The organism is Moorena sp., assembly GCF_982860115.1.
The window spans coordinates 1-19,469 of record NZ_CEYLVT010000049.1; the positions used below are offsets into that span (position 1 = coordinate 1).

Here is a 19,469-nt window from a genome sequence, read left to right on the forward strand (position 1 = left end):
ACGATAATGCATCTTCGACAATCCTGTGTAGGTTTGTCGAAGATTGTGGATGATTCAAGGACTAATTGTCAACTCTCCTCACCCAAAAACACACCTAGTAATTAATACCTAAAATCTCATTTTTTGCATCTTCCCCAAAATGCTGTTACAATAACAGTATCGTTAACGCAATGGTTAACTCCCCATGATGATTTCTACCGCACAAGCCGCTAATTTACTAGGTATTTCCGCCACTCGCGTCCGTTACCTTCTGAGCAAAGGCAGAGTTAAAGGAGCCTATAAAGTCGGTAGAACTTGGGTGATTCCTCTGTTTGATGGCATGCCAGTAGTGACTCCTGGCACTCGCGGTCCCAAACGGAACTGGTCAAAACGCAGAGAGTACACTAAGGCTGTGATTCATGTTAATCAAAGAGTAATTCGCAACAATCTCAAGACCGGGGAGCGCAATCCTGTGATTACCGTCAAACGAGGCTCTCAAAACACTTATGGTCATACCGTGGAAGTCAATGGACCATGTCGAGTCATGTATCGCCCCGATGATCCCCTCAAATGTGGAGCCAGGGTGTGGATTGAGACTATTTCTGATTTTAAAGTAATTTGATTTAGTAACAGCTTACCTGACTATACACTACCTGATTAGACTAGGAAACGCTATACTCCAGAGAAACATCATCACTGGTATGGAAAAGACCAATTCAAGGATCAGGGAAGTCGGATGAAACGCTTTTATTTATATTCAAGTTTGTTGGTTGCGAGCTTCTTTCTACTATTGCTTGGGGAGGAAGGATTAGCACTTATTGTCAAAACCAATCGTCGATTGTCAGGTTTTTCTGTAGATAGCCGCAACTATATTTATCTGGAAAGTGCTAGAAACCATGTCACAAAGGTTCCTACCGCCAAAATCCAAATTATCGATGTAGCCACTAACGCTTGTGTCAAGAAAGGTTGTCTAGAAACTAACTATAACTACTCGGATTCCAATCTCACTCCTAAAGAGGCTGAAGAGAGCTTACTCAGGAAAACCCAAAGAATAAGACGGAGCTTAGGACTCAATCAACTAAAAGTAGGACTAAAACTGCCAATTATTGAGCGTTCCATTCAACCCAATGGCACAGAAACGGTTAAGGTCTTGGTGGATAAAGAAAAAGACCCACTAGAGATTCGTCTAGAACAAATTTATATTCCCTCAGTTTTATCTGGAGGAATGTCTGATATAGACCGGGCTTCAATGCAGCTAGTCATTAATTACAATTATCGCCAACTGACCCTAGGTAAACTGAACAATTACCGTGAAGCTATCAGGAAATATTCGATCAGAGAAGTTCGCTTATCCCCCAATAGACAGAACATAGTTGTACTGATCAATCTCCACCAAGCCACCTATAACGCTGACTTTCAGACAACCTTTGTTCAAAGTTTTCCGATCTAAACTGCTTTTGCCTTTTGCCTTTTGCCTTCTAACAGCTCAGTGGTGAAGCGTACCATCAGGCATAATTGCCCCACTGATAAACGTGTTGCTCAAGTCAACATCACTCAGGTCTACCCCAGTCAGTTTAGCATCCTTAAGTTGTGCCCCATGGAGATTAGCACCACTTAGGGTGGCCTTGCTTAAGTCAGCACCAATTAAATTTGCCCCTAACAGGTCAGCACCTGTCAAATTAGCCCCTGCCAAGTTTGCCTGACTCAGGTTTGCCCCCCAAAGGTCAGCTTGACTGAGATTAGCACCACTTAGATCAGCTTGACTCAGGTCAACTCCTCCTAAGTTGGCTTCACTCAAATCTTGCCCTGATAGGGAAGCAACAGGCACAATGCAATATGCTCCCAACTTACTAGGGTCAAACCCTTCCGGAAATTGAGTGGTTTGATTATAGAGCGATCGCTCAAATTTAGCATCTTCGAGATTAGCACAGCGCAGATCTGCACCAAGCAAATTTACCTTACTAAAGTTAGCTCCTCCGAGATCAGTCCCATTTAACTCTTGATCTGAAAATGATGCACCGGGGGCAATTAAGTAGGCTCCGTGTTGGCTCGGGTCAAAGCCTTCTGGAAATCGAGTAGCTTGGTCGTAGAGCGCTCCGAGCAAATTGACTCCCTCCAGGTTAACCGAGTAAAGATCTGCCCCAAACAGGCTAACTTGACCCAAATCTGCCCTACTCAAGTCAGCTCCTCTGAGGTCAGCCCCCTGAAGATTTAGCCCACACAGAGACACATCCGGAGCAATTAGATATGCCCCATGGGCTGTGGGGTCAAAATCTTCAGGAAATTGAGTCTGTTCGTTATAAATTGCTCCTTTGAGGTTAACCGCTTCGAGATTAGTAGCGGACAGATCTACTCCAAACAAGTGAATTCTCCTTAAATCTGCTCCTCTGAAATCCGCGCCACTAACTAAGCTCAACCATAAGTCCGCTCCCCGCAAATCCGCTTCCTGTAGATCCGCTTCTCGTAGATCCGCTTCCCAGAATTGAACTCCTCTTAAATTGGCTTTCCTTAAATTAGCTCTAAGCAAAGATATACCAAAAAAGTGACCCTGACTCAGGTCAACTTGGGATAAGTCTGCTTCACTTAAGTCCACACCACTGAGATTTGACTGACTCAGGTTAGCCATTGGTAGAGATACACCAGGAGCAATTAAATGTCCTCCTGCCTTCACTGGGTCAAAATCTTCAGGAAACTGAGTGGTTTCGTCGTAGAGTATACCGCTCAGGGTTGCATTTAGAAGCTTAGCACCCTTGAGGTTTGCCCCCATCAGATTGGAGCGGCTTAAATTAGCTCCTGTTAGGTCAACATCCTGCAACTCAGCCCCAATTAAGCAAGCACGGGTTAGATTAGCTTCTTTGAGATCAGCACCTTTGAGGTTAGTTTTCCAGAGGTCAGCTCTGGTCAAATTCGCACCCCTTAAATTGGTATCACTGAGATCTACCCCACTCAATTTAGCTTCTGTTAGTAAAGCCTCGGGGGCAATTAAATAAGCTCCTGCCTTGGTAGGGTCGAAATTTGGGGGAAACTGAGTGGAAAAATTGTATAGTGTAGTATGGAGGTTAGTTAAGTCTAGAATAGCTTCGCTCAAGTCTGCCTGACCCAGATTAGCACCACATAGAACAGCTTGAGTTAAGTTAGCTTCCTTCAAATTAGCTCCCCAGAGATCAGCACTACTGAGGTTAGTGCCAGTAAGAATTGCTTGACTGAGGTCGGCTCGCCATAAAACTACCCGTTCCAGATTTACCTGGCTGAGGTTGACTTGACTTAGATCAGCTCCACTAAAATCTCTTTCCCCAAGGGAATATTGTGACTGAATTTCATCAGTATTCATATTTTGTACGATAGTTTTAAGTTAAAAATAATCAAAATTATTTATTAGATAAAACCTCCGGTTCCCAATTCCAAATTACATACCCTTTATCGATATGAGTAATTACTATTTTATCGAGCTGATCAGCTACCTTAGACAAAATAGCGATAAGTTGTTCTTGAGTTTTTTCTAATCGTAAAAAACTGTAGTATTGACCATCAACGTTAATGGCTAATAAGCGTCTGCTTAAATGAGGTACGTTAATCCAGCAGATTTGGTAATCCTGACGGGATTTAATAATATGACTGGAGGATAATTCCAAATCCTGAAGGAGAGCAAGAGCAGGAACAGGGGAAGACCTCAGTTGAACTGAATTATTGTTTTGGGATTCAGGGTAAAACTTAAGTTGGTTGACATTTACAGCCATCCCTGTAGTTTGAGCTACTCTATTGCGTTTAAACTCAATAACATTATTGCTATCAACAACACCATGGGGTTGTTGAACAGCAAACGATTGAGTGTTAGGAGGAGTTAGTCCTCGATACCTGACCCAATCATCGGTCTGGGTAAGAGCTATTGCTGAAACATCTGGTTGGTATTCTGGAACATCTGGTTGCTCCTCTGGTTCTGATTCAGCTTGGTTCAGGGATTCGATCTCCTGGAGGCGTTGTCTGTTTTTTTCTCTGACTGATGCTTGGTATTTTTGCCATTGCCTTCCCACTTCAACAGTGCCAAGACCAGCTAACACACTCGCTAGGATGGCAACGCCAAGATAAGGAATTGCTAAATCCTTATGGTCTTCATGGAAGATGGGTTTAACTTCGAGGCTGAAAAACGGTTTGACTCCAACTTCTATTGGTTTTGATTTGTTGAAAACAAACGGTAAGGTCAAGCTAGAAAATATAGTGCTGGAGATAACTACAGCTGGTAGTAAGATATTAATTAAGGGGTAATTGGTCATCAGTCATCTTTAACCGCTGCAAGCAAGAAATTGGGTAAAGGGATGCAGCATAGCTATTGGGGTAAACCCCCATGAGCAATTGCATCAAGAGATGAAGCTTGAATCTCCAACAAATGGAGCTTGACTCAAGCTTGACGATGGTGATCGGTTAAATTCCGGTAGTCTTGCTGCTTACTGAAGAGGGCGGCTTTGTTGCTAGCAAATCGCCTCAAAGCAGGTGATTTAATCAGGATATAATAATAAATCGTATATTATATCATTTAATACCAATTAAAGTATGTGGGGTCAGACCCACCATTAATTTTAGCAGCGGTCTCTTATAATATGTCAATTTAATTGACAATTTAATATATCTTAATATTTTAAGTCCAGAGCAAGAGTACTCAGCTTAGGCCCTACAAACACACTGCTCTTGCCAGCACTGACCAGGGCATTGCTGACTATCGTTTGGGATATCAAGTAGAGTTGGGTCAGTTACCAATTACCCATGACCCATTACCAATTACCGATTACCTTTAATCATTCCACAATTGGGGAACGCTTTATTTTGCTCTAATTCTTTGCAAAACAGTAATGCCTAACAGCAAAATGATACCCCCTGTCGTGGCATAAATCACCCTAGGAGTCATCTCTTGCAGTTTCATCGCTAGCCAGTTAGACACTAAGGTAATGCCCCAAAGGATAAGGGCGACATAGCGCTGGGAGAAACCAAAGGCTAGCAAGCGGTGATGTAGGTGATCTTTACCTGGGGTAGTTAGAGGATTTTTACCATTCATCAACCGTCGCACAAATACCTGAGTAGTATCTAGGACTGGCAATAACAAAAATACTACTGGGGGGACTAGGGCAAATACCGTAGTCACTTTTAAAGACCCTAAAATGCTGCTGGCAGCTAGTACATAGCCGAAGAAGTACGCACCTGCATCCCCCATAATAATGTGGGAAGGATGGAAGTTATGGCGCAAAAAGCCAAGAGCTGACCCCCCTAGGGCTGCCAGAAGCAAGGTGGCTGCGGCACGACTGGGAAACTGAGCGGAAACCGCTAACAGGCTCATAGCAGTAATAAAGCTGACGCCTGCTGCTAAACCATCCATCCCATCCATAAGGTTAATGGCATTAGTAATACCCACAACCCATAGAACCGTAAGTAACATGGAGAGTTGGACATCAATCGGAGTCCCGAAGGTAGCTTTAATCCCGGCACCACTAGCCACTAACAAGAGGGCAGCAATAATTTGAACCGACAAGCGTACATAGGCAGGCAAACCAAATTGATCATCAATAAAGCCTACCAGTACCAGAACCGAGCCCCCTAGGAGAATAGTCAGCACTTGAGCTAACACCCCTTCGATGACAATCGGTCTAAGGAGGGTAGCTAGTACCAGTGCAGCTACCACTCCGGTATAGATAGCTAACCCTCCTGCATTAGGTAAGGGTTCTTGGTTAAGCCGCCGGGCATTGGGTTGGTCAGCCCAACCAACCTCTAGAGCAAACGAGCGTAAAGTTGGCATCAAGCATCTAGTCACTGCCCATGCCAATCCGAAAGTTAATATGACTGCCAGCCAGCCACTTCCCCTAGGGTTGGCAATTCCGAGGGACTGTAGGAAGCCGTACACATCTATCTCCCAAGTCACGTCCACACTGCAAAATTGTAATCGCTATGGATAATATTAAGCTCATCTTGTTAATAAGGTACATGGGCAGAAGCACATCAGCAGGAAAAAGGGATTACCACTTAGGGATTAGGGGTTTGGATTTTCCTCCTGAACTAACTCAATGTACTGACTATCGATCAGAAATGCTCCTCTAGAAAAGCGAACACCCCAGTATCCTCCTGGACGTCGGTCGAGGATTACTCCCTCTTCCCCAACTTTAATCACATCAGGAGGTCGTAACATCGGCATTGGTTCAGCAGTTTTGACGTAGCGTGGTAATGTAATTACTCTGACGCGATCGCCAACGTTAAAGTCTTGAGACATTGGTCAGTCAAAAAAGGTGATGGGGTTGAAGGTGATGGGGTTGAAGGTTGAAGGCGTGCGCGTTCAACCTTCAACCCTAGGGTGCTTGCCAAATACGCTGGTGGTATTTTTCCAAATCTTGATAGGGGTCTGGGGTATTGTGATTATGCTGGTGAGAGTGGTGGTGGTGATGGTCATGCCCGTGGTGATGGTGGTGGGAGTGTCCGTTGTCAGCACCATTATCAATGGCTGCTAACCGAAACTTACACATCTCACAATTCATCTGCACTTGCCCCAACTGAGCCTCGATTTCTCGGTCCCTGAGCACAGATAGCAGCTGAGGCTGAATTCCCATTTCTGGTAAACAGGTCAAGGGAATCTCTGGATAACGTTTCTGCTGCTGAGCTGTGATATCAACAATCTTTTTTACTAAAGCCCCGGTAAATAGGAAGTAAGGAAGTACTATAATATGCTTAGGTTGGTATAGTCGGGCGCGACGGAAGCCCTCTTCTAACCGAGGATGGGTAATGCCAATAAAGCAGGTTTCCACAGTTTTATAGCCACTGCCTTCCCAGAGCATGCGAGCCATTTTGTAGACATCACCATTAGCATCAGGGTCACTAGACCCACGACCAACAAATAGAAGTACTGTGTCTTTTCTTAAGGGTAAAGGTTGTTTTGTTAAAGGTTCTAGATTGGAAGCTTCACCCTTCAATTGGCTAACGGGTAACTCTGATTGGGGTTGGTCAAGTTTGGCAAGCCGTTGCCGCCATAAATCCAGGATTCCTGTAGTAATTCCAAAATGACGCCCGTAGTGAAACTTGACTTGGGGATATTTTGCCCTTGCCCGGTCTAACTCGTTAGTAACATCAAATTTATTGTGGCGAGCTGCAAACAGTAAAATCGGTAATACAGTTAGTTCTGTATAACCCTGCTGGACACAACTCTCTACTCCCTCTTGAATAGTTGGACCAGTCAGTTCCAAAAAACAAGGCACTACTGGTCGAGAATGGTTCAAGGTTTGATAGGTCTGGGCAAAATCAAGGAAAGTCTGACGCCCATCGGGGTCTCTAGTGCCGTGACCAACCATTAATAACGGGCGTTTTAGCGGTAGGGGAGATAGGGACAATGAGTCAGCGGTGACATCGATCTTCATATTTCATCCTTGATCATTCATAGCTCATACTTCTACGTCATACTTACATATTTCTTACATACTTAATTTGATAAAGGGAATTTTAGTGGTAGGGAAGGTAAGGACAATAACTCAGGGGTAGCATCGATCTTGCTCCTGAATACTTCATCCTTTATTATTAATACCTCATTTGTGTAATGGCTTAATCTATTGATTACCGACCCTTTACCTTATTGCTTTAAGGTAGGGAAAGTATCCACGCCTTGTTGCCCCTATGCACCAATTTTCGAGAACAATTCTAGAGAGAAAGCAGCAAGATCCAAAGGTTAAACGCCGATTGCATTTCTACGCTAGGGGTGAGCAGATCCCTCTAGTAGCACAGGGTGTTTGGGAGGTAGACGAGGGCCGAGTCCAGCTGAGTACCCTTTCCCCAGAAGGGGAGGAGATATGGTTGGGTTGGGCAGAGTCTTCTGCATTCTTTGGTAATTGGTTTTCTGTCCTGTCAACTTATCAGGCAATCGCCCTATCTGATGTCCGTCTCAAATGGTATTCTTTAGCGGAAATCAACAATTCTCCCTATATAGCTCAAACTATCTTACCCCAACTAGTGCGTCGGATGCGACAGACAGAGATCCTGTTAGCAATCTCGGGTCAGCGCCGGGTTGAGGTACGCTTACAACATTTACTATTGCTATTAAAACGGGAAGTTGGTGAGCCAGTACCAGATGGTATTCGGATTGGCATGCGTCTTACTCATCAGGATTTAGCCAATGCAATTGGAACGACCCGGGTTACAGTTACCCGACTGCTCACCAAGTTCAAGAATGAGGGAGCCATTACTGTTGATAGCGTTCGCCACATTATCCTAAAGCACGACAGCTTTACAAATGTGGCAGATTGGTGATAGGATTCTCAGACTAACAGATATCTTGGGCTGAAACCAGAAAAGCGCGCCATAAAGTAAGTTAGCTATTCGGCTTATATTTTAGTTGCAGCCCCGATTAATTCCCCAAACCTACTCCCTAGGGGAGAGCGTCAATGTACGCTAGTTCAGCCCATCTATCTGGAATGCTGATCACTTGTGTTCTTCAGGAGTAAGAGGCCTGTCTCTCGAAGCGATTTCAATTCCACCAGCAAACGGTCAACGACCAGCACGATTGGTCGTAGCGTTACACGGTTGGGGTGCTAATGCTCAAGCTGTGGCATCTCTAGTGCCATCGTTAAACTTGCCCAACACCCAATTTTTAATTCCCGATGCTCCTTTTAGCCACCCTCAGGTAACTGGTGGCAGAATGTGGTACGACTTGGCAAGAGACGACTATCGGGGATTAGAAGAAAGCCAAGAGCGCTTGAGCTACTGGCTCAATTCTCTCCAAGGTTTTACAGGTATTCCCCTGTCCTCCACAATTTTGTGTGGCTTTTCTCAAGGTGGGGCAATGGCTCTAGATGTAGGGTTGACCTTACCCCTGGCAGGTTTAGCTTCCTTGAGTGGCTATATGCATCGCACCCCTAAAGAGGTTGATTCATCGTTGCCGTCCATTTTAATTGTGCATGGTAGACAAGATACGGTTGTTCCTTTAAGTGCTGCTCACCGGTTACGAGATTATTTGCTCAACTCGGGAGCAGCAGTGCAGTACAGAGAATTAGATATGGGTCATGAGATTTCATTAGAGCTTTTAGAATTGCTCCGGGAATTTATTTTATTCAATAGATAGTGAACAGAGATGGTCAATATCCTAACTTCTCTGGAATACCTTTAAACTAGAAATAACATTATAAAAAACATTAATTGGGCAGAACACCTTTTGCGCCTATCTGCCCCGATTTTGTGATTGAGCTATGTTACCCCAATGACCGGGTGGAAGACCTCAAAAATAAAATGGAGGAATATATAGAGAATGGGGCAAGGCTGGGCTGGTTGATTGACCCTGATCATCGCCAGGTTTATAGTTATCGCCCTGATGCACTAGTTGAGCAGCTAGACAATCCTAGCACCGTTAGTGGTGAATCGGTTTTACCTGGTTTTGTGCTGACGATGCCAGAACTTTGGCAAGAGTAAGTGCAGATAAATTCTAAAAACTTGTGTTAAGTTCCGTTGTCGTTGCTCAATTGTGGTCGCTCAAACCCTTGCTGTTAAAGCTTCCCCATTCCCTGTTCCCTGGTCTGATCAGTAATTCAGAGGCACAATAGTGGCGCTCAAACCATAACTACTGAGTAACTTCAGCACCCGATCAATATTTTCCAGGGTTGTGAACAATCCCGCTTGCATCACAGTTCTTCCTTGAAAGGAGGTCAGAAAAGAATCGGGAATTAGCGATCGCATTAAATCTTGTTGCTGCTCACTCTCAGCATTTACCAAAATCCGGTAACCCTGACTGGGTAGAGCTGAAGTAGGATTATTCCCTTGAGGTCCCCTTTGTTCCGAGTTTGATTGGGTACTTCTAGAAAACACTGGAATTGAGCTACCTGAATTAGAGCTAGCACTAGTATTTTGATTACTAGTATTTTGATTAACCGGTGTACTGATCTGACTAGACATTGACATCATAACGTTAACCTCCTCAGTCGAGGCTGCTGCCGGTGTTGGTTTTGACCTGTTACTTGACCCATCAATCACGTCCTGTGACGGTGAAGCCGGAGTAAAACTGCTAGAATCCTCTCCTGGTTTGGCTGGAGATGTTGGTTCCTCAAAAGATGACTGCTCCTGATTTTGAATAACTTTCAGAGTCAGGGGTGTCAGGGGTTCAGAATGTGAACGTTGAGTCCTAGCATCAGAAGGCTGTTGGGTTTCAGAGGTTTGCTGACTCTCAGTTTGGGACCTTGCTGCTGGTCTAGAAGATTCAGTACTTGCAGAATTATCTAGAGCTGCGTCTTTGCCGATGTTATCAGTCGAGGTAGATGGCTGAGGCTCCAAACTCGATGGAACAGGAAATGAAGCTGCTGAGACCTGAGCAGATGTAGATTCCTTTGTAGGTTCCTTCTCGGCAGGCGGTTGTGATGGGACGACTTGGCTGGGGGTGGTGGGATTCTCCTGAGAATTAGGCGTAGTCTTCTGTGAGTGATTAGAGTTTTCTGCCATGACAACGGCTTGGTTGTCAGAACCATCAGAAGTACTAGCTGGTTTACTAACAGCTGGTTTACTAACAGCTGGTGTTTCAAGCTTCGACCCTTGAATGATATCCTTTTCAGTCTCCCCTGAATTAACCTCACTGTTAGTTTCCTTTTCTAGCTGATTACCAAAAGCAATCAGAGTAGGCTCAGAGTCCTGATTATTAATATCAAACCGCCTATTACCTCGAAATATATTGTTTAATGTATTGTTTAATGTATTGTTTATTGATTCTGGTGAATTTCCCCAATCCGGATTAGCTCCGACCTTGAGGACTAATCCATCCAGTTGGGAATTTTCAATCAGGTTATTCTGGAAAAATGGTTGAGCATTGGTTTCAACCACTACCCCATTTATATTGCCAGTGATACGATTATTAACAATATGGGGTGCAACGTTTTCCGCAATCAGAATTCCTAAGTCATTATTTTCAAATACATTGTCATCCACTTGAGTGTTTGAGGTTCCGTAAATGCTGATCCCATTTCCTTGATTCTTGTAGAAGTAGTTACTGCGAATTGTTGGTGTACTATTTCCCTCCACAGCAATCCCACTTTTGGTATTCCCAGTTAAGGTATTGTCTTCCACTAAAACCGAACCGACTTCCAGCCACAAACCATAACCTTCTGGATTAGTATTGTTAAGGGTCACGCCAGAAATAATAGTTTGGTCAGCACCTACGATTAGGACATCGTGACTAGCAGCCGTGGCACTAACAAAGGTACCACCGCCGCGAATAACGACATCGTGACCTCTAGTGCGGGGGTTGCCCTGTAGCTTTATACCGGGTTTCAGAAGTAGAGGGAAGGTTTCACCCATCTCACTGCTGTAGATACCGCTAGAGAGTACAATCACAGTATTGGGCTGGGCAGCTTGTAGCGCCTGAGTGATAGTTTTCAAAGGTGAATCCTGGGTGCCATCACCACTAGTGTCGTTGCCGGTAACTGGGTTTACAAACAAAAATTTTCTTTCTATGGTAAGATCCAGGTTTCTTGCCCTATCATCCTGAGTTGATTGGGCTAAAGCTGTGGTTCCTCCTAATCCTAGTGGCACCATTCTTGAAGGGATAGCTTGGCTGAAGATGCTAAAGGTTAATCCCAGCAAAATTGTTGTCACTGGTAACCCAAAATCAAAGCGTCTAGGCTGATGTTGGTGATGCTGGTGATGGCAGTGGGAATGATTGGCCTTCGGCCACGCTACGGGAACGGAAATAGGTAATTCTATAGTGTTAATTCTGATCAAACTCATGGCTGTTATCCGAGGGTACGATGTTGAGGAATATGACATAACAGTTTGGTGGAATGTCAAGCTTGATCGTATCCATAAACTAGGATAGTTGTAATCTATTTGTAATCATTTATCACTTGAAATGTGTCCGTTGCTAAAGGTTACTGACCACAGAAACAAGCTTTCCATCCACTGTTAGGATAGATAATAATGGAGTAGTTAGTAATGGATGACCAACACAGCGGCATTATGGGTCAAAAATCGGCGGTTTGCCGAATTTTGGATGCAAATTTAGACCGAGCTAGAGAAGGCTTGCGAATTATTGAGGAGTGGTGCCGCTTTGGTCTCAACAGCGCCCAGATGGCTGGGGAGTGCAAGGAAATGCGCCAGGAATTAGCCCGTTGGCACACCTCGGAAATCAGGATCTTCCGAGATACCTCAGGGGATCCAGGGACTGGACTAACTCATCCCCAGGAAGAACGACGTTCCAGCATTCAGCAGCTTTTACAGGCTAATTTGTGTCGGGTGCAAGAAGCACTACGGGTGTTGGAAGAATATGGTAAGCTATACGATGCTCAGATGGGGATCGCCTTTAAGCAGATGCGCTATCGGGTTTACAGCCTAGAAAGTAATTTACTGGGATATCAGCGTCATCAGTTGCTAGAGCGATCGCATCTCTACTTGATTACATCCTTGTCAGACCAGTGGTTTGCCAAAGTAGAGGCTGCCCTCCAAGGTGGACTAACCTTGGTACAGTACCGGGAAAAACAAGCAGATGATGGGGACAAACTGGCTGATGCTCAGAAATTGTGCCAGCTGTGCCATCACTATGGTGCTTTGTTTATTATGAATGACCGGGTAGATTTAGCTCTGGCAGTGGAGGCTGATGGGGTTCATATCGGACAACAAGATGTACCAATTTCCTTAGCACGGCAGCTCCTCGGCTCCCACCGTATCATTGGTTGCTCAACTACTAACCCTGATGAACTACACCGGGCAATTGCTGAAGGGGCAGATTATATCGGTGTTGGACCGGTTTATGAAACCCCCACTAAACCCAATAAGGCAGCAGCTGGTTTGGATTATGTCAAGTATGCTAAAGAGCATGCTACAATTCCATGGTTTGCAATTGGGGGAATTGATCCAAACAATTTAAACTATGTCTTAGATGCCGGAGCTCAACGAGTGGCGGTTGTGCGGGGGATCATGGAGGCGGAACAACCAACTCTAGTGACTCAATATTTTCTGTCCCAGCTCAAACGAGAGCACACTCTTCGATCTCTTGAAGCTGGGGTTTCTAAACCCTAATGTCATCAAACTTGATAATAGTTAGAGATGTTAGGTAATAAGTAATAGTGACTAATTTTGAATAGCTTGCTGGTAAATATTAGCTGATGATATCTAACAACACAACTCAAATTACCCTTGAAGTTAATGGTGAATCCCGTACCTGCTCTTCTGACACTAAACTACCGCAGCTATTAGAACAGCTAGGCTTAAATCCGCGCTTGGTAGCGGTAGAATACAATGGTGAAATTCTCCATCGGCAGTTTTGGAGCCAGACTCAAATGCAGGAGGGAGACCAGCTGGAAATTGTGACTATTGTTGGCGGGGGTTGACTTTATCGAATCCATCTGACCATCCGCCCATCAATCTTCTTGATGATGGGTATTCAACTGGACTTGATATCACCAAAGCCAAGGTTAAAAGACAGTCAAACACACATTAATTCAGGAGTTAGACCTAGATTTTTGCATAATTGTCGAATCTCCTCTTCATAGATAGGGTTCATCACAATAACCAGATCAGGTTGGTAATGCTGGAGAAATTCTGGTGGCACAATTTCTTGTCCCGTTCCAGCAACGTACTTCCCCTGTTTGCGGGGATTGAGATCTACGATGTAATCAATCACATCTTGGCACTTGAGCAGATTCAAAAAAGTAACCCCTTTTGAGCCAGCACCCCATGCTACGGCTTTTTTCCCAGTTTGAGCGATGGTTGTCAGTTTGTGCTCCCAGCTTTCTAACTTCTCTTGAAACCTAGCGGTAAAGCTGGCAATATCCTGAGTCAATACCTCGATTTCATCGGGTTTTCCATAGCTGTTTGGGATTTCCCCATGGACTGGCTTTGCTTCCAGGCAAAGGAACTGACCACCAAAGGCCTCCTTGATGTCAGTAACTTGAAACCCAGCATTGACAAAAGCTTGCCCTAGAGAAGAGGGGGCGAAATAGCAGCAGTGTTCATAGATAATGTCCCACACTGCTAAATGGCGAAAGGTATCTAAGGCGTTGGGGACTTCAAAGAAAACAACGGTATTGAGGCGAGAACCGATGGCCTGTCGTAGTGGCTTGAGCAAATCTGCGGGATTGGAAATATGTTCTAGGGTGTGCCGACAACAAATTAGATCGGCTTGATACTCTTGGTAGAGCTGTGAATAGAAATCTTGAACAAACTTGACTTGAGTCTGAAGTGGTTGATGCTCTGACCTAGGAACATAGCTGGGGTCAAAACCTACTCCTCGGTTATTACCTATTTCACATAGGCTTAGAAGAAAATCCCCTTTGCCACAACCAATTTCAATAATGTCTTGATTGTAGAGATTGTGGCGCTTCACCAATCCAGCGGCAAGGGATTGGGCATACTCCTGAAATCGAGGAGAGTAATGTAAGGAGTTTTCATAGTCCTGGGAATAACCTAATTTAGTAGGGTCAAACGCTAGGTTGCTAATAAAACCACAGCTAGGACAGAACCCTAGTTTGATATCTCCCTTGGAACAGTTTTGAGCAGTTTGACGCGATCGCCACAGCAGATTACAGTACACTGGCACCGCCAACATCTCAAAAAACACCTCTAAATCAGCAGAGGCACATACAGGACAGTTGTGGTTAGATAACGTGTTCATTTCACGTTTTAACTCCATGAGACTAGTACAGGGAAAGTACAAATAATCAGCTATCAGCTGACGGCTGATAGCTTTTAAGGAAACTTGGGTCAGATCACCCTTTCGAGAGTTTTCAGTGTCGGGATTTCACTAGCGATCGCATTACCAATCTCCAAAGAAGCCGTCGCACCAGGAGAGGGAGCATTACAAACATGCATTGCTTTAGGACTATTGACAATTAAAAAATCATCCACCAGGTTGCCATCATTTTTTAAGGCTTGAGCTCTGACCCCAGCATGGGTGGGAACTAAGTCATCTGCTTGGATTTCAGGAATCAGCCGTTGCAAACTCTGAACAAAGGCAGCTTTACTGAAAGAGCGGATGATTTCCTGAATCCCTGCGTCTCCATGTTTGACAGCTAGTTTCCAGAAACCGGGATAGCTCATGACTTCCACAAAATCTCGCAAGTCAAAATCAGTCTTTCGATAGCCTTCCCGCTTGAAACTGAGTACAGCATTGGGTCCAGCATGGACACTGCCATCAATCATGCGGGTGAAATGAACCCCAAGGAACGGAAAATTCGGATTAGGAACTGGATAAATTAGGTGCTTGACTAGGTAGCGTTTCTCTGGCTTGAGTTCATAGTACTCACCCCGGAAAGGAACGATTTTAGCTGGAGGCTCAGCATCACCCAACTTAGCAATGCGATCGCTATGTAGTCCAGCACAGTTGATTACAAAGCGAGTGGGATAGTTACCATTGTTGGTTTCCAGTACTAAACCATCCCCAGTTTCCAGGATTTTTTCAACCTTACTATTGAGACGTAAATCCCCTCCCTGGACACGAACCAGTTCAACGTATTTTTCACAGACCTGCTTGTAGTTTACAATCCCAGTCGAATAAACTCGAATTCCAGCTAAACAACGGACATGGGGTTCAATTTCCTTAACCTCTTCACCAGTAATCTTTGCAATTTCTATACCATTTTCCAAACCCCTTTTGTAAAGACTATCCAGTAATGGTAGTTCTTCTGGTTCAGTTGCTACAATCACTTTGCCACAGATGTCATAATCAATGCCATGCTTTTGGCAAAATGCCACCATCGAGCGATTTCCTTCGTAACAAAACCTAGCCTTGAAACTCCCTGGTTTGTAGTAGATTCCAGAATGAATCACACCACTGTTATTGCCAGTTTGGTGAGGAGCCCAACTGCTCTCTTTTTCCAGTACCAGAATTTTGGCATCTGGATAACGTTGACCCAATGCCATGGCTGTGGATAAGCCAATGATTCCTCCTCCAATAATCGCCAAATCGTACATGGTTATTTTTATTACTGAAACTATTAACGTTAACTTTTAAAGTTTAATGTTGAACAGTTTAATGTTGAATGTTTAATGTTGAACAGTTTAATGTTGAATGTTTAATGTTGAATTTTTAATGTTGAATTTTTAATGTTAACCGTATCCCTTAGTTATAATAAGGGGGAATATAGTGTTTTTTTTATGGTGAGGTACACCTTGAAGCTGAAAAGCTTGTTAATTGAGACTTATGGTCTACCTAATTGGAGGAAAAACCGCTATAAACAATTAATTAATCCTCAAAAATTTTGGGTAAGCCTACTCACTTGCCATACTTTTTTGTACCAGAAAACCTATTGGAGTATTTGCCATTTTGGCCTGAAGGGGGGACCAAAAAAGAAAAAATCACAAATGACAAAAACTCTTTTTACCGCAAGCATCCAAGCCTTTGGCCTTTTGGCCTTTTGGCCACGCTACGCGAACGGCCACGCTACGCGATCGGTTATTGCTCAACTTTGCTGGGTGCTTTCTGATGGAAAAAATTTTTACAATTTCACATAAACCGATTTGGTTAACCTAACCTACGATAGTCGGTAGTATTTGGAGTAAACACTTTATGAGTCATAACTCTTTAATTTTTGACTTATGACTCATAACTCATGACTAATGACTGATATTTATAGAGATATAACCTCTGTAGTTACTCCCATCTTATCCAACATTTGCTGAATTTCATCACAATATATAGAATTCATGACAATCACCTGATCAGGTTTGTATTCCTTCAAAAACTCTGGTGGCATAATTTTTTTACCAACACCAGGGATAAATTTCCCATGACGATGGGGATTAATATCTACCACGTATTCAATTTTGTCTGTGGTATCAAGAGTGGTTAGAAAAGCCACACATTTGGAACCCGAACCCCAAACGACAACACGCTTGCCTTGAGCATGCATCTGCTCTAAGTGCTGCCTCCAATTCTCCAGCTTCTTGGTAATCTCGTTGGTGAAGTTTTTGACATGCTGAGTAACTTCCTCAAGACTCTCTTCCAGAGGATGTACTTTGTCAGATGGGATGGTGACAGGTCGGGTTTCAATTAACAGATATTGTTCACCATAAGCTCGATACAGGTCAGTCACTTCAAAACCACAGTCACGGAATAATCGCGCTAGGGATCCAGGGGTGAAATAGGAGCAGTGTTCGTAGTAAATGTCTTCAAAAGCTAAGTCTTTGAGTACTCGTATGGTATCTGGTATCTCAAACACCACAACGGTATTGAGGCGATCGCCAATGGAGCGGCGCACGGTACTAATAAACTCAGCAGTAGGATAAATATGCTCCAGGGTATGGCGACAACAGATAAAATCACCTACATACTCAGCATAGCGCTCTGAGTAATAGTCTTGAATAAAGGTGACCCGGTCAGCGGCTTCACTCTGGACTCGTCCTACTACAGCAGACGGGTCAATACCAACACCGCGATTGTTACCTAATTCGCACAGCAGCAAGAGGAAATCTCCTTTGCTACAACCAATCTCTATAATGTCTTTGTTATGAAGGTCGTATTTGTCGATCAGATGATTGGCTAGATCAAGGGCAAACTGATTGAAGGTTGGGGAAAAACTCTGTTGGTCTTCATAATTGGGAGCGTAAGCTGACCACCTGGGATCAAAGGAAACATTAGTGATGAAGCCGCAGTCTTCACAAAACCCCAAAACCACATCACCGCAAGGGAAGTCTAGAGCTGCTTCCTGGGTTGACATCATTAAGCAACTGTGAACTGGTACGTTATGTACTTCATAAAATAGGGATAATCCTTGGTTTCCACAGTTGGGACAACTATGTTCTGATAATGAAATCGGTTGTGTGTGTGCAAAATTTTTGGGCAATGCTTGTTGTATCATTTTGAGTTACTTTTTTATAATTTAAATGTGCTGTCATTAGCACTGGCTATACTAGTCGATTCTGTAAGCTCAATTTAAAAAAAAATTTTGTCTTTACTATTTGGCGAACGCGCCCCGCGTGACCTACGGTCAATCGCATAATTCAAGCTTACGATCGCCAACACCAACATTATCAAAACCTATAATTAGCAAGGCATTGACTTGATACTAAAGATTTTCAAATATATCATTTACAAATTCCACCCCCAAACTCTGCTGCTGTTGCGAGACAGAGCAGAGCATGACTCAGACAACCATAAACTCTAAACAATCTTTGGTTGTGGAATCGGAATAATAAATTTACCTCCTTGTTGTCGATACGCTTCTTGTTGCTGCAAAATCTCATCAGCAAAATTCCAAGCTAGCAGCAAGACATAATCTGGTTTATCCTCTAACAGTTTTGATGGTGGAAAAATCGGTAAATGATTAATGCCCATGTAGCGACCATGTTTGAATGGATTTAAATCCACAACATAATCCACCAGGGTTTTATTAATCCCAAAATAACTGAGCAGAGTAGTTGCTTTAGCTGCTGCTCCATAGGCTGCAACCTTTTTACCCTGTTTCTTCAAATCCCAGAGGATATCCAGTAAAGAAAGCTTAATTTCCTGGACACGATTAGCAAAATCACGATAGTAATCAATGCGGTCAACTCCCCGCGCTACTTCTTCTGCTAATAGAGATTTTACGGATTCCTTAACCTGTTCCTTAGGCTCCACAAATAGCCGTAACGAACCCCCATGGATTGGAGTACGTTGGATGTCATTTAGGAATAAACCATGTTTGCTAAACAACCGATCCAAAGCAGTTACTGAAAAATAGCATAAGTGCTGATGGTAGATAGTGTCAAATTCACAGTGATCTACCAAGTCAACCACATAGGGGACTTCAATCACAGCTACACCAGTCTCTTTCAGCAGAACCCCAATTCCTGCTACAAAGCCATTCAGATCTGGCACATGAGCCAAGACATTGTTAGCAAGAAAAACATCAGCTTTCCGTCCTTCAGAGTGTAGCTCTATTGCCAAATCTTTTGTAAAAAATGTACAAAGAGTAGGAATACCTGCGTTTTGGGCAGCTTCCGCAGGTCCAGAGGCTGGGTCGATTCCCAGCACCGAAATTCCTTTTTCAACAAAGTTCTTGAGCATATAGCCATCATTACTAGCTGCTTCAATCACTAGACTGTTGCTGTTGAGTTGTCTTGACTCAATGATGGCTTTGGCACTATTTCCAAAGTGTTTTAGCAACGATTTGGATACAGACGAAAAATAGGGGTAGTCTCGACAAAATAGAATTTCAGGGGGGACACTTTCGGTAATTTGGACTAAACCACTGCTAGGAGAAAACGCCAGATCCAATGGCGCAGTATATTCAGGTTTCTCTAACTGGTCTTTAGCAACTAATCCATCAGCTAATGGGGTGTAACCGAAGGAAATAATTAACTCTAAGTCATCAGTGCTATTAGCACGGCAAATAGGCATTTTAACTGGTTATCTAAATTCTATTAAAAAGTGATATACATGGTTTTACCTTTTAATTAAAAAGGTAAAAAGCACAATACAAAATACAATACTAAAGATAGTGTTAATGGAATTAGCGTCAAAAAAAAATCTGCCTTTTTGGTAATTGGTAATTGGTAATTAGAATAGGATTACCGATTACCGA

General features: G+C 43.5%; 18 protein-coding genes. 8 read left to right on the forward strand and 10 right to left on the reverse strand.

Going from position 1 to position 19,469, the window contains the following annotated elements:
* The first annotated feature begins 184 nt into the window (after window positions 1-184).
* Window positions 185-601 (forward strand): helix-turn-helix domain-containing protein, encoded by a 417-nt coding sequence (locus AC4II3_RS10945; protein ID WP_488029148.1) that lies wholly within the window; start codon window positions 185-187, stop codon window positions 599-601.
* Window positions 602-715: 114 nt separating this feature from the next.
* Entirely contained in the window at window positions 716-1,429 is a 714-nt protein-coding gene (locus tag AC4II3_RS10950; protein WP_488016703.1) for a DUF2259 domain-containing protein, read from the forward strand.
* A gap of 36 nt (window positions 1,430-1,465) precedes the next feature.
* Here AC4II3_RS10950 and AC4II3_RS10955 read toward each other — a convergent pair whose 3' ends face one another.
* The 5 genes from AC4II3_RS10955 to AC4II3_RS10975 form a co-directional block, all read right to left on the reverse strand.
* The gene (locus AC4II3_RS10955) at window positions 1,466-3,310 is read right to left on the reverse strand and encodes a pentapeptide repeat-containing protein (protein WP_488016701.1); all 1,845 of its coding nucleotides are present in this window, start codon (window positions 3,308-3,310) and stop codon (window positions 1,466-1,468) included.
* Window positions 3,311-3,347: 37 nt separating this feature from the next.
* Complete coding sequence (locus AC4II3_RS10960) at window positions 3,348-4,250, reverse strand: TetR family transcriptional regulator (protein ID WP_488016699.1); 903 nt, start codon at window positions 4,248-4,250, stop codon at window positions 3,348-3,350.
* Window positions 4,251-4,792: 542 nt separating this feature from the next.
* Window positions 4,793-5,872, reverse strand: coding sequence for an MraY family glycosyltransferase (locus AC4II3_RS10965; RefSeq protein WP_488011388.1), 1,080 nt, complete (start codon window positions 5,870-5,872; stop codon window positions 4,793-4,795).
* Between the two features lie 120 nt (window positions 5,873-5,992).
* Window positions 5,993-6,229, reverse strand: a complete 237-nt coding sequence (sipA, locus tag AC4II3_RS10970) for a regulatory protein SipA (RefSeq protein ID WP_008182949.1) — start codon at window positions 6,227-6,229, stop codon at window positions 5,993-5,995.
* Between the two features lie 76 nt (window positions 6,230-6,305).
* Window positions 6,306-7,364 carry a sirohydrochlorin chelatase gene (locus AC4II3_RS10975; protein ID WP_488011364.1) on the reverse strand — a complete coding sequence of 353 codons (1,059 nt, stop codon included), beginning with the start codon at window positions 7,362-7,364 and terminating at the stop codon, window positions 6,306-6,308.
* A 253-nt stretch (window positions 7,365-7,617) separates the two neighbouring features.
* On the opposite strand from AC4II3_RS10975, the gene AC4II3_RS10980 reads away from it, so the two are divergent.
* The 3 genes from AC4II3_RS10980 (at window position 7,618) to AC4II3_RS10990 (ending at window position 9,402) form a co-directional block, all read left to right on the forward strand.
* A complete protein-coding gene (locus AC4II3_RS10980) occupies window positions 7,618-8,247 on the forward strand; it encodes a Crp/Fnr family transcriptional regulator (RefSeq protein WP_488011366.1) in 630 nt (209 codons plus the stop codon).
* A gap of 199 nt (window positions 8,248-8,446) precedes the next feature.
* Window positions 8,447-9,058 carry an alpha/beta hydrolase gene (locus AC4II3_RS10985; RefSeq protein ID WP_488011389.1) on the forward strand — a complete coding sequence of 204 codons (612 nt, stop codon included), beginning with the start codon at window positions 8,447-8,449 and terminating at the stop codon, window positions 9,056-9,058.
* A 74-nt stretch (window positions 9,059-9,132) separates the two neighbouring features.
* Complete coding sequence (locus AC4II3_RS10990; RefSeq protein WP_488011368.1) at window positions 9,133-9,402, forward strand: Uma2 family endonuclease; 270 nt, start codon at window positions 9,133-9,135, stop codon at window positions 9,400-9,402.
* A gap of 108 nt (window positions 9,403-9,510) precedes the next feature.
* Here AC4II3_RS10990 and AC4II3_RS10995 read toward each other — a convergent pair whose 3' ends face one another.
* Complete coding sequence (locus AC4II3_RS10995) at window positions 9,511-11,700, reverse strand: DUF1565 domain-containing protein (RefSeq protein ID WP_488011370.1); 2,190 nt, start codon at window positions 11,698-11,700, stop codon at window positions 9,511-9,513.
* Between the two features lie 204 nt (window positions 11,701-11,904).
* On the opposite strand from AC4II3_RS10995, the gene AC4II3_RS11000 reads away from it, so the two are divergent.
* Both AC4II3_RS11000 and thiS read left to right on the forward strand, forming a co-directional pair.
* A complete protein-coding gene (locus AC4II3_RS11000; RefSeq protein WP_488011372.1) occupies window positions 11,905-12,987 on the forward strand; it encodes a thiamine phosphate synthase in 1,083 nt (360 codons plus the stop codon).
* Window positions 12,988-13,073: 86 nt separating this feature from the next.
* On the forward strand, window positions 13,074-13,298 hold the full coding sequence (thiS, locus tag AC4II3_RS11005; RefSeq protein ID WP_488011374.1) for a sulfur carrier protein ThiS: 225 nt from the start codon (window positions 13,074-13,076) through the stop codon (window positions 13,296-13,298).
* 95 nt (window positions 13,299-13,393) lie between these two features.
* Here the strand turns inward: thiS and AC4II3_RS11010 are convergent, their stop codons facing one another.
* Window positions 13,394-14,581 carry a class I SAM-dependent methyltransferase gene (locus tag AC4II3_RS11010; RefSeq protein ID WP_488011376.1) on the reverse strand — a complete coding sequence of 396 codons (1,188 nt, stop codon included), beginning with the start codon at window positions 14,579-14,581 and terminating at the stop codon, window positions 13,394-13,396.
* 89 nt (window positions 14,582-14,670) lie between these two features.
* Window positions 14,671-15,879, reverse strand: coding sequence for an L-2-hydroxyglutarate oxidase (gene lhgO, locus AC4II3_RS11015; protein ID WP_488011377.1), 1,209 nt, complete (start codon window positions 15,877-15,879; stop codon window positions 14,671-14,673).
* A gap of 390 nt (window positions 15,880-16,269) precedes the next feature.
* Between lhgO and AC4II3_RS11020 the strand changes: the two genes are divergently transcribed.
* Window positions 16,270-16,419: a hypothetical protein gene (locus tag AC4II3_RS11020; RefSeq protein ID WP_488011379.1), complete on the forward strand. Its 150-nt coding sequence runs from the start codon at window positions 16,270-16,272 to the stop codon at window positions 16,417-16,419.
* A 116-nt stretch (window positions 16,420-16,535) separates the two neighbouring features.
* On the opposite strand, the gene AC4II3_RS11025 is transcribed toward AC4II3_RS11020, so the two are convergent.
* Both AC4II3_RS11025 and AC4II3_RS11030 read right to left on the reverse strand, forming a co-directional pair.
* Window positions 16,536-17,765, reverse strand: a complete 1,230-nt coding sequence (locus tag AC4II3_RS11025) for a class I SAM-dependent methyltransferase (protein WP_488011381.1) — start codon at window positions 17,763-17,765, stop codon at window positions 16,536-16,538.
* Window positions 17,766-18,067: 302 nt separating this feature from the next.
* Complete coding sequence (locus AC4II3_RS11030; RefSeq protein ID WP_488011383.1) at window positions 18,068-19,285, reverse strand: methyltransferase domain-containing protein; 1,218 nt, start codon at window positions 19,283-19,285, stop codon at window positions 18,068-18,070.
* Window positions 19,286-19,469: the final 184 nt, after the last annotated feature.